Source organism: Nocardia sp. NPDC060220 (assembly GCF_042727815.1).
Lineage (GTDB): Bacteria > Actinomycetota > Actinomycetes > Mycobacteriales > Mycobacteriaceae > Nocardia.
The window spans coordinates 1-10054 of sequence record NZ_JBHWZY010000173.1; the positions used below are offsets into that span (position 1 = coordinate 1).

At 67.6% G+C, this 10054-nt stretch carries 13 protein-coding genes; 7 read left to right on the forward strand and 6 right to left on the reverse strand.

The window, feature by feature from the left end:
- The first annotated feature begins 91 nt into the window (after positions 1-91).
- Both ACFWF3_RS11705 and ACFWF3_RS11710 read left to right on the forward strand, forming a co-directional pair.
- Positions 92-367: a hypothetical protein gene (locus ACFWF3_RS11705; RefSeq protein ID WP_379313623.1), complete on the forward strand. Its 276-nt coding sequence runs from the start codon at positions 92-94 to the stop codon at positions 365-367.
- A 111-nt stretch (positions 368-478) separates the two neighbouring features.
- Positions 479-1120 (forward strand): hypothetical protein, encoded by a 642-nt coding sequence (locus ACFWF3_RS11710; protein ID WP_379313624.1) that lies wholly within the window; start codon positions 479-481, stop codon positions 1118-1120.
- A gap of 1 nt (position 1121) precedes the next feature.
- Here ACFWF3_RS11710 and ACFWF3_RS11715 read toward each other — a convergent pair whose 3' ends face one another.
- On the reverse strand, positions 1122-1967 hold the full coding sequence (locus ACFWF3_RS11715; RefSeq protein WP_379313626.1) for a helix-turn-helix transcriptional regulator: 846 nt from the start codon (positions 1965-1967) through the stop codon (positions 1122-1124).
- A 100-nt stretch (positions 1968-2067) separates the two neighbouring features.
- On the opposite strand from ACFWF3_RS11715, the gene ACFWF3_RS11720 reads away from it, so the two are divergent.
- Both ACFWF3_RS11720 and ACFWF3_RS11725 read left to right on the forward strand, forming a co-directional pair.
- Positions 2068-3078: an aldo/keto reductase gene (locus ACFWF3_RS11720; protein ID WP_379313627.1), complete on the forward strand. Its 1011-nt coding sequence runs from the start codon at positions 2068-2070 to the stop codon at positions 3076-3078.
- Between the two features lie 79 nt (positions 3079-3157).
- Complete coding sequence (locus ACFWF3_RS11725) at positions 3158-3838, forward strand: hypothetical protein (RefSeq protein WP_379313628.1); 681 nt, start codon at positions 3158-3160, stop codon at positions 3836-3838.
- A gap of 61 nt (positions 3839-3899) precedes the next feature.
- Here the strand turns inward: ACFWF3_RS11725 and ACFWF3_RS11730 are convergent, their stop codons facing one another.
- Both ACFWF3_RS11730 and ACFWF3_RS11735 read right to left on the reverse strand, forming a co-directional pair.
- Positions 3900-5234 carry a serine hydrolase domain-containing protein gene (locus tag ACFWF3_RS11730; protein WP_379313629.1) on the reverse strand — a complete coding sequence of 445 codons (1335 nt, stop codon included), beginning with the start codon at positions 5232-5234 and terminating at the stop codon, positions 3900-3902.
- 23 nt (positions 5235-5257) lie between these two features.
- Positions 5258-5776 (reverse strand): hypothetical protein, encoded by a 519-nt coding sequence (locus ACFWF3_RS11735; RefSeq protein ID WP_378990945.1) that lies wholly within the window; start codon positions 5774-5776, stop codon positions 5258-5260.
- 114 nt (positions 5777-5890) lie between these two features.
- Between ACFWF3_RS11735 and ACFWF3_RS11740 the strand changes: the two genes are divergently transcribed.
- Positions 5891-6559, forward strand: coding sequence for a TetR/AcrR family transcriptional regulator C-terminal domain-containing protein (locus ACFWF3_RS11740; protein ID WP_379313630.1), 669 nt, complete (start codon positions 5891-5893; stop codon positions 6557-6559).
- A 53-nt stretch (positions 6560-6612) separates the two neighbouring features.
- On the opposite strand, the gene ACFWF3_RS11745 is transcribed toward ACFWF3_RS11740, so the two are convergent.
- Positions 6613-7143, reverse strand: a complete 531-nt coding sequence (locus ACFWF3_RS11745) for a CGNR zinc finger domain-containing protein (RefSeq protein WP_379313631.1) — start codon at positions 7141-7143, stop codon at positions 6613-6615.
- A gap of 38 nt (positions 7144-7181) precedes the next feature.
- Here ACFWF3_RS11745 and ACFWF3_RS11750 point away from each other — a divergent pair, with 38 nt between their 5' ends.
- Positions 7182-8183, forward strand: a complete 1002-nt coding sequence (locus tag ACFWF3_RS11750) for a DMT family transporter (RefSeq protein WP_379313632.1) — start codon at positions 7182-7184, stop codon at positions 8181-8183.
- An 18-nt stretch (positions 8184-8201) separates the two neighbouring features.
- Here the strand turns inward: ACFWF3_RS11750 and cynS are convergent, their stop codons facing one another.
- Positions 8202-8651, reverse strand: coding sequence for a cyanase (gene cynS, locus ACFWF3_RS11755; protein ID WP_378990954.1), 450 nt, complete (start codon positions 8649-8651; stop codon positions 8202-8204).
- 159 nt (positions 8652-8810) lie between these two features.
- On the opposite strand from cynS, the gene ACFWF3_RS11760 reads away from it, so the two are divergent.
- Positions 8811-9635, forward strand: coding sequence for a formate/nitrite transporter family protein (locus ACFWF3_RS11760; protein WP_379313633.1), 825 nt, complete (start codon positions 8811-8813; stop codon positions 9633-9635).
- 116 nt (positions 9636-9751) lie between these two features.
- Here the strand turns inward: ACFWF3_RS11760 and ACFWF3_RS11765 are convergent.
- Positions 9752-10054 (reverse strand): hypothetical protein (locus tag ACFWF3_RS11765; RefSeq protein ID WP_379313634.1); only part of this gene is annotated, 303 nt, incomplete at its 5' end.

Sequence of the window (10054 nt, forward strand, 5' to 3'; positions counted from 1 at the left end):
CGCGCACCCCTTTCCGGGGGAGCCCTCCTTGACCTCAAGCCAACTTGAGGTCGCACGGTGATCACATGACGTCCACCACAGCGACGGCACCGTGCGGACCGCCGACCTGGAAAAGGTGCAGCGCAGGCGGATGCTGCCCGCGAGCTTCACGCAGCGATCCCAGCGCGGCGAACACGACATGCTCATCACGCCCGCGCTGCGGGGAACCCTGCACACCGCACCCTTGCCGCTGCGTGTTGTCGACGCCGTGCCCGCGCTCGCCGGAATCACCGCTTATCTCGGCGGTATCGGGCTGCGCCCCGAGCACGCGCCGGATTTCGCCCGACGTCCACAGACCGGCGCCGGATCGTCGAACGCGCGGCGCTGATCCGTCCCGGCCCCGCTGGCTATGGACTTTCCGAACGGGGCCGCAACGGCTAGGTTTGCCGCGATGAACGGGACGAACCGGACCCGGGCGGAGCAGCAGGAGGCTTGCGGGATGAGGATCGGCACTGGGGTCGGGGCGGCACTGCTCGCGATGGGGGTCATCGTGGCGGCAGCCGGGAACGGGCACGCCGAGCCCGCGCCGGTGATCGCCGAGCAGCCGGTCGCGGCGCCCTCGCTGCGCGGGATCGACAAGGGCGTGAACTACCAGGTGAGCGCCACCGAGGATCGGCGTGCGGTGGTCACCACCATCGACACGGGGCGGTTCCAGCTCGTCCACGACGCGACAGTCGTCGCGATCACCGACGAATCGGGGGCGGTCCTCGCGGCGCTGCCGATGGTCGTGCGGGTCGGTGCGCACGCGGTGCCGCTCACACCGTCGATCGACGAGCAGGGCACCAGCCTGACCCTCACCCCGATCAGCGAATCCACCACACCGGTGCGCGACATCAGCGCACAGGAACGCTTCTTCGCCGAAACCCAACGCCTGCAACCGAAGATCATCGAAGGTGCCGCCATCGGGGCTGCCATCGGTTTCGTACTCGGCTTCCCACTCGGCCTGTTCATCCTGGACTTCATCACCGTCCCGGTCGCCACCGTGGCAGGGGCGGCGATCGGCGCGCTCGCCGGGTACGCGCTGGCAGGCGGTCAGCCCGCGATCGACACCGCGCTGGCCTATGTCACCGGGACACCGTGAATCACTGTGTCGGACTGAGGAGTTGGGTGCCGATCACCCGCAGCAGCGCCATCTTCTCCGCCGCGTCGGTGCCGGGACGCGGCAGATAGACCAGCAGTCGCTGGGCGGCGTTCGGGGTGAGCAGGGTTTCGCAGATCGTATCGATCAGGCCGATTTCCGGATGCAGGAACTGTTTGGTGTCGGAGATCCGCACGGCGACCTCGTGTTCGTTCCACAGCTCTTCGAATTCCGCACTGTTGCCGCGTAACTCGCTGATGAAGCCGGTGACCTCCGCATCGTCGGCGCGACGTGCCGCGGTGGCACGCAGATCGGCCACATGGCTGCGGCTCATACGGGCCCAATCCGATTCGGGGAAGAGCGTTCTGGCCGATGGATCGGTGAACCAGCGCCAGGAATAGAAGCGATCGAGGCCCCTGCGGGCGCCGTGGTCACCGGCCAGCAGACTGTGCATGCGGTTCTGGACGAGGACCTCGCCGAGATCGGTGATCACGGCGGCGGGGACGTCGTCGAGTTTGTCCAGCATGTGCAGCAGGCCGGGGCCGACGTGCTTGTCGCGCAGCCCGCGGTCCGGGGACGAGTGGCCGCACAGATGGAACAGGTGGTCGCGCTCGTCGGCACTCAGGCGCAGCGCGCGAGCCAGCGCGGTGAGGACCTGGGTGGACGGGCGTGGACCACGCGCCTGTTCGAGGCGGGTGTAGTAGTCGGTCGACATGCCGGTGAGCAGAGCCACCTCGTCGCGTCGCAGACCGGGGGTGCGCCGGCGCACGCCGGGCGGCAGGCCCACGTCGGCGGGGGTGAGCAGTTCCCGGTGACGGCGCAGGAAGTCGGCCAGCTCGGATCGGTCCATGTCTCCATGGTGCGCTTCGCGGCGGCGCCCAGCCAGGGACCGGCGATCCCCCGATGAACGATCTCTGCCGCGAGCGGCGCTCGCGGCGCAGGCTCGAAGCATGACGAACTCACAGATTCCCACCGTCGGCCTCGGCGACACCGGTCCCCGCGTCAGTCGCATCGGCCTCGGCGCGATGGGCATGTCCGGGATATACGGCGCCTCCGACGACCGTGAATCGGTCGCGACCCTCCACGCCGCCATCGACGCGGGCATCAACCTCATCGACACCGGTGACTTCTACGGCGCGGGTCACAACGAGATGCTGGTCGGCAAGGCCATCGCCGAACGCGCCCGCGAGGACGTGGTACTCAGCGTGAAATTCGGTGCGCTGCGCGGGCCGGGCGGAACATGGGGCGGCTTCGACGGGCGACCGGCCGCCCTCCGCAACTTCCTCACCTACACACTGACTCGACTCGGTGTCGATCACATCGACGTCTACCGGCCCGCGCGCCTGGATCCCGAGGTGCCGATCGAGGACACCGTCGGCGCGATCGGCGAACTCGTCGAGGCGGGGTACGTGCGGCACATCGGACTCTCCGAGATCGGTGCCGACACACTGCGACGGGCCGCCGCGGTGCACCCGATCGCCGACCTCCAGATCGAGTACTCGCTCATCTCCCGCGGCATCGAAAAGGAAATCCTCCCGGTCGCACGGCAACTCGGCACGGGCATCACCGCCTATGGCGTGCTCTCGCGGGGGCTGCTCAGCGATACCTTCCGCAACGGCGGGCCCGCGACGGCCGGCGACTTCCGTGCCCACAGCCCGCGCTTCCAGGGCGAAAACCTCACCACGAACTTGCGCTTGGTCGAGGCGCTGGCCGATATTGCTGCCACGAAACAGGTTTCGGTCGCCCAGCTGGCGATCGCCTGGGCACTGAGCCGGGGCGAGGACATCGTGCCGGTCATCGGCGCGCGCAGCCGGACGCGCCTCGACGAGACGCTCGGGGCGCTCGCGATCTCGCTCACGCCCGACGAGCTGGCCGTGATCGAGGCGGCGGCACCGGCCGACGCCGTCGCGGGCGAGCGGTACGCGGCCGAGCAGATGGCGATGCTCGACAGCGAACGCTGATTTTCGCTGTCCGCCGACCGCGCGTTGCCGCCGGTCTCCGCTACCGTTGACACCAGTAAGTCCGCACGGGTGGGTGGTGATGAGAGTGGTGTTCGACCCGCTGGCCGATATCGAACGCGCCCTGGCCGAACAGGCCGGGTGGACGTGGTTCGACGACTACCTGCTGTACACCTGCGGGGTGGCCGATCTGCTGGCGCGCGGCGAGGTGGGACTGATCCCACACACGGCGACGCGGGTGCGGATCGAGCCCGGCGAGGTCGGTCTCGCCGAGGGAGCCGTCAACTGGTACACGTGGCGGCCGACCGGCGACGGAAATCGGACCAGGAGCCGGGGGCCCGTCGCCGGTCCGGCCCCGATCGTCGCGGCCGCGCAGTTGGGTAATGCGGTCGTGAACCGGACCCGGCGCACTCAGGCAGCGGCCGCCGCGCAACCGCGCTGGGTGGCGGAACGGCCGGGGTCGGTGATGATCTCGGACCGGCGGTTGCATCTCGCCAACCCCGATCGGTCGTTCTCGCTGTACTGGTCCGCGCTCGAGTCCATCGACCTCACCGCGCCGGATCGCGTCGGCTGCCGATTCCCCGACCGAGACGGCAAGTTGCAGCAGATCCAGATCCAAAGCCCCTGGGCGGTATTGCTTTTCGTCACCGCAGCCCTGCGGCACTTTCCGCACCACCCACTGCTGAAGACCGGCACCTGGCTGCCCGCGGGATTCGAGGACAAGTGCCATCTGGCGGGCAAGAAGTGCCCGAAGGTCAGGTAGGCGCGCTGCGGGCACGACCGAACCGCCGGGTGGCGAAACCCGGCGGCCCACCCGACGCGCGCTAGCCGATGCGGGTGAACAACCGGCCGGCCAGGTCCACTCCGATCACCCCGCCGTCCTCGTCGCGGCTGAAGTATCCGCGCTGACCGACGAAAGCCCCTGAGGTGACGATGTATTCGTCACCGGCGCCGGGCAGCAGGCCGACATCGAACGGCGCGTGGTCGGGCGGGAGATCCTGGCCGGCCGCCGCACGCAGCTCCGGCTTGATCCTGACCTCGAGGACCAGACTCGACGGGGTCGCGGTGATGTCGAAAGTCATCGCGTCGATCTCGTAGCGGCCGACCAGTTCCGCGGCCGCCGCGGCGTCGAAGGGCAACGGTGCCGGGTCGACATCATCGATGCCGAGGTAGTGGGCGAGGACCCAGCGGACGATGCGCTGGTTGCACGCGATGCCATCGGGACCGGCGTTGGCCATCACCACCACCGCGAAGTCGCGTTCGGGGACGAGAAGCAGTTCGGCGAATTGCCCGAAGCCCGAACCGCCGTGGCCGATGGTGCGGACGCCATCGATGTCGCGGACGAACCAGCACTGACCGATCGCGTCGCCGAGCGAACTGGCCCGCAGCTGCACGGTCGGCTCCTGCATGCGGGCGAGCATGTCGGTCGGCAGCACGTCGCTCTTCCCCAGGTGCACGCGCATCCACCGCAACTGATCGGCGACGGTCGTGGCCAGGCCACCGCCGGGATTGTTGGCGCGGTTGCCCTTCCACGGCCGGACGACGCTCATTTCGTGGTCGGCGCCGAGTTCGTGGCCGATCGCGAAGCGGCGGGTCATGACCTCGGAGAGCTGGAAGACGCTGTTGTCCATACCGACCGGCGCGAGTACGAGGTCGTGGACCGCGCGCTCGAAACTCTGGCCGGTGACAGTTTCGATGACCCGGCCGAGGAGGTTGAAACCGGCCTGACTGTAGGAGGAGCGTTCGCCTGGCTTGCCGATCGGCGGGAGATCACTCAACCGGCGGGCGAACTCGGCGAGCGCGTCGTCACCCTCGCCGGTATCGACGAGGAGGTTCCAGTCCAGGCCCGAGGTGTGGTTGAGCAAGGCCCCGACGGTGATGCCGGTCGAGGCCGTGAATTCCGGAACATATTGCTGAACAGTCGCGTTGAGGTCGATTCTGTCTTCGGCGACCAGCTGCATCAGCGCGGTCGCGGTCACCGGTTTGGTGATGGAGCCGGCGGCGAACAGGGTGTCGGGAGTGATGGGAAGCGGGTTGTCGATGCCGGTGACGCCGTGCGTCGCGAAGATCTCGTGACCGTCGGCGAAAACACCGACGGCTAGGCCGGGGATGCCGAATTCGATGGCGGTAGCGGCGATGAACTGGGCGAGATCGGACATGGTTCTTCTCCTTGCTTGCTGTTTCAGGAAAGTACGAGGGCCGCGAGGCCGAGGACGGCGCTGCCGAAGACGGTGATGTTGCGCAGCGTCTGCAACGTCCAAGTCCAGGCCGGGAAGCCGGATTCGGCAGCCGCGAGCAGTGCGGGAACGTCGATACGGATCAGTTCGGGATCGCCCTTGCGGTGGAACGCGGCGCGCACCGAGCGCACGGCGGTGTGATTGCTGTAGACGATGACGCTGTTGCCGAGCAGAACCAGCGTCAACAGCACCCAGTTCAGCGGCCGGGCGACGGCCAGGTCAGCGAGGTTGACGCCGGCGAGCGCGATCATGATCGCGGCGACGCTCAGTGGCGCGGCACTCTCGTGGCCACTGGCGTCGAACCGCATGCCGTTCTCGGTGAGCGCGGTGGTGCGCACCCCCTGTCTGGCCAGCTCGGACTCGGCGGTGACCATGGCGGCCGCGCCGTAGCGATTGCGCACGAACGGCATGCTCACGAACGCGGCGGCGATGGCGAGGTCGATGGTGGCGAGGAAGACATTCATGCTGGTCGATCCCTTCTTGAACTTTGTAAAAGTAGCGTAGCGGCCTACTTGAACTAAGTGCAAGAGATTTCTTGAACTTTGTGAAAGTGCCAGGTGAACCCCTATGGTCTAGGCATGCCGCGTGAGACATTGACCCGCGAACAAATCGTCGCCACCGCAATCGACCTGCTCGACGAAGAGGGACTCGACGGGCTGAACATGCGCAGCCTCGGCAAGCGGCTCGATTCCGCGCCGACCGCGATGTACTGGCATGTGAAGAACAAGGACAACCTGATTCGCCTCGCCGCCGACGAGATCTGGGGCGAAATCACCCTGCCCGATCCCGACTCGCTCGACTGGCGCGCGGCCGCCGAACAGCTGGCCCGCGGGTTGTACACAACCATCACCAGGCATCCCTGGCTGGCGCAGGCGCAGTCGAGCTACCTGCTCTACGGGCCGAACAAAGCTCGCCACGACGAGGTCGCACTGACGGTGTATGAGAACGCCGGGTTCGTCGACGACGCGGCCGACCAAGCGATGGGGTCGGTGTTCACACTGATCCTCGGCAGTGCCGCCGGCGCCGCGGCCGATGTGTCACTGCGGCGACGGCTCGGGCGCGGAGATCGCGATCCGGCGGTAGAACTCCAGGCCGCGCTCGACGAGGCAGGCGAGATCGCCCTGCCGTATCCGCGGCTGCGAGCCCGGCTCGAGCGCGCCGACACGGAAACCCTCACGGCCGTGGGGAGTTTCGAGTTCGGGCTCGCCGCATTGCTCGACGGGCTCACGCAGAGACGGCCGAGCTAGCCCGAGACAGACTCGGCCCGGCATCGGCCTACTCCGAACCACGTTGCAGTGGGCTACTTCTGGCGCGCACGGTAGGCGGCGACGGCGTTGCGGTTGCCGCATGCGGTGCTGCAATAGCGGCGGGAACGGTTGCGGGACAGGTCGAGTACCAGTCCCGCACAGTCCGCGTCGGCGCAGATCGAGAGTCTGCTCAGGTCGTCGGCGCGGATCAGATCGATCATCGCCATCGCGGTTTCGACGGCGATGCGGACCGGAAGTGGGGCTTGCGGCGGGACCGCGTGCACGTGATAGTCGACGTCGCCGTGGCGGACCAACTGCGGTACGGCGCGGTGCCCGGCGAGAGTCTCGTTCACGAGCGTGACGGCGGCATCGCGGTCGCTGGTGAGCATCGCGCGCAGCGGCGCGCGCAGGGCCCGGACAGCGGTCAGTTCGGCCGCGTCACCGGTGTGCGCGCCCGTGTAGACGTGTCGTTCGAAGAACTCGGCGAGCTGAGCTGTCTCGGTCAAGGTGTCGGGGTCTTCGGCGGAATTGACCAGTTCGACCGCCGCCAGCAGGGCCGCCTCGGTGTCATGAGCAAAAACCACATTGACATATTACCGCAGGCTCCTTACCGTCATTAGTCATGGCGACTTTGACTCATGACAGCGCGATCCGGATGCGGTCCGGACTGCTGCTCGCGCTGGCGTCGGCCACCTCGTTCGGGCTGTCCGGTCCACTCGCGCGTGGGCTGATGAACGCGGGCTGGAGCGCCGCCGCCGTTGTCGCCGCGCGCGTGCTGCTGGCCGGGGCGGTTCTCGTGCCGCTCGCACTCCCCCACCTGCGGGGAAACTGGAAACTGTTGCGCACCAACGCTAATCTCATCGTTGCGTACGGCCTGGTCGCCGTGGCGGGCACCCAGCTCGCCTACTTCAACGCCGTCGCGCACATGGAAGTCGGCGCCGCGCTGCTGATCGAATACACCGCGCCGATCGTCGTGGTGGGCTGGTTGTGGGTGCGCCACCGGCAACAGCCCGGCGCGGCCACCATCGCAGGCGCGGTCCTCGGAATCACCGGCCTGCTGCTCGTGCTCGATGTGACCTCCGGCCTGTCGACCGACCCGATCGGCATCGCCTGGGCGCTGGCCGCGATGCTCGGCGCCGCGGCCTATTTCGTCCTCTCCGCCCAGGGCGGCGACCTCCCCGGCACCGTTCTGGCCTGCGGCGGACTCCTGATCGGTGGCCTCACCCTGATCCTGGCGGGCGCCCTCGGCATCGTCCCCCTACACGCCACCACCCACCGGGTCGCCTTCGCCGACTTCACCACCCCCTGGTGGATCCCCATCCTCGTCATCGGCATCGTCACCGCCGCCATCGCCTACGTCACCGGCATCGCCGCCACCCGCCGCCTCGGCTCCCGCCTGGCCTCCTTCGTAGCCCTCACCGAGGTCCTCGCCGCCCTGATCTTCGCCTGGATCCTCCTCGCCGAGGCACCCAGACCGATCCAGCTACTCGGCGGCGCGTTGATCCTCATCGGAGTCGTCTCCGTCCGCCTCGGCGAGCCCACCGCGCCCGCGCTCGGCGACCCCGAGACACCGGCAGACACCCCGACGGAGCTCCCGAGGACTCGGACCGAGCAAGGATCCTGACCGTCGACAGAACTCGATTCACCAGCGGTAGTCGAGGAATTTGCCGTCCAGGGTGATGACGACGCGGTCGCCGTCGGGGTGGGGGCGGCGGGCTATGTCGATGTTGAAGTTGATGGCGCTCATGATGCCGTCGCCGAATTCCTCGTGGATGAGTTCCTTAAGGGCGGGGCCGTAGACCGAGACGGCTTCCACGAGGCGGTAGATGGTGGGGTCGGACAGTGTCGCCGGGTCGGCGCCGCGGGAGGGTTGCAGACGCAGGCTTTCGGCGACGGTGTCGTCGAGGTCCAGCAGGGTGCAGACGGCGGCGGCCTGTTCCTCGGTCATCGGGTGCTGGCCGAGCAGGGCTGCCGTCGTCCAGACCACGGGTGCGCCGATCGATTCCGCGATGCCCGCCCACGTCATACCCTTGCGGATACGAGCGGCGACGATGAGGTCGGCGGCGGCGGACTTGCTCAGGATCGGTTGCATGCAGGGGCTCCTAGGGTCGGGGTCGCAGCCAGCCTGCCATTCGGAGGCACTCGCCGCCATAGTGGAATACCACTATTTACGTGGGAGCAACGTCCGGTGACCGCGAGGCAACCTCGACAGCGAAAACTCCTGCGCTAGAGCCACTACGAAGGGTTTTCCATGTCCTATCTCACACCGGCGGACTTCGTCGAGAAGATGATCGACGCGGGCGAGGCCAAAGCCTTCATGTCCACCCGCGACACCGTGATCCGCGCCTACATGGCGGGCGCGATCCTCGCCCTCGCCGCCGCGTTCGCCGTGACCATCACCGTGAACACCGGCGAACCACTACTCGGAGCCGTGCTCTTCCCGGTCGGGTTCTGCATGCTCTACCTGCTCGGATTCGACTTGCTCACCGGCGTTTTCACGCTGGTTCCGCTGGCCCTGATCGACAAACGACGCGGCGTCACGGTGCGCACGATGCTGCGCAACTGGGGACTGGTGTTCGTCGGCAACTTCGCGGGCGCGTTCACCGTCGCGGTGATGATGGCCATCATCCTCACCATGGGTTTCTCCGTCGACCCCAGCGCCGTCGGCGAGAAGCTCGGTGAGATCGGCGAATCCAGAACCCTCGGCTACGCCGAACACGGAGCCGCGGGCATGCTCACCCTGTTCATCCGCGCCGTGCTGTGCAACTGGATGGTGTCCACCGGCGTGGTCGCCGCCATGATGTCGACCTCGGTGTCGGGCAAGGTGATCGCGATGTGGATGCCCATCATGCTGTTCTTCTACATGGGCTTCGAACACTCCATCGTCAACATGTTCCTGTTCCCCTCCGGCCTGCTCCTGGGCGGCGACTTCTCCCTCTGGGTCCAGGCCGCCGAATCCGCCCCGAACACCGAGCACCCTCGTCGCTCGGTCGTTCATCATCACCGTAAGTACAACCAAAGCTATCGCTCTGACCGACGCCGACGGCACGCCGCCGAACGTAGTGCTGGACGGTAACCCGTCGCACGAAGCCAGCGACGTTCCGAGTCGACTCAACAAGATTGGTAGACCACCGCTGCGCGGAGATGACGCTGTGGCCGAACTCGCGCGCCGACTGGCAGTTCGGCCGGACATCAGCTCTCGAACTGGCCCCGGATGTGCGCGAATTCGCGTGTCGCGTCAGCTAGTGAGGCGCCCACCCATACGATCTTGCCGAAACTGTTGTCGGCCACCCACGAGCACAGGGCCGTCGCGCCCTGAACGGTTTCGGCAGTGGCGCACTGGGCGATACCGCCCAACGGGCCCGCGTCGACCCTCGTCACGTCTCGGGGCGTGGTGCCGAGCGTGTCGGTCAACAGCCGGTCGAGGTTGGTCTCGGGGTTCTTCAAAGACGCGGCCACCACATGGACCATCAGCTCGGGCTGCTCGCTGGAGGC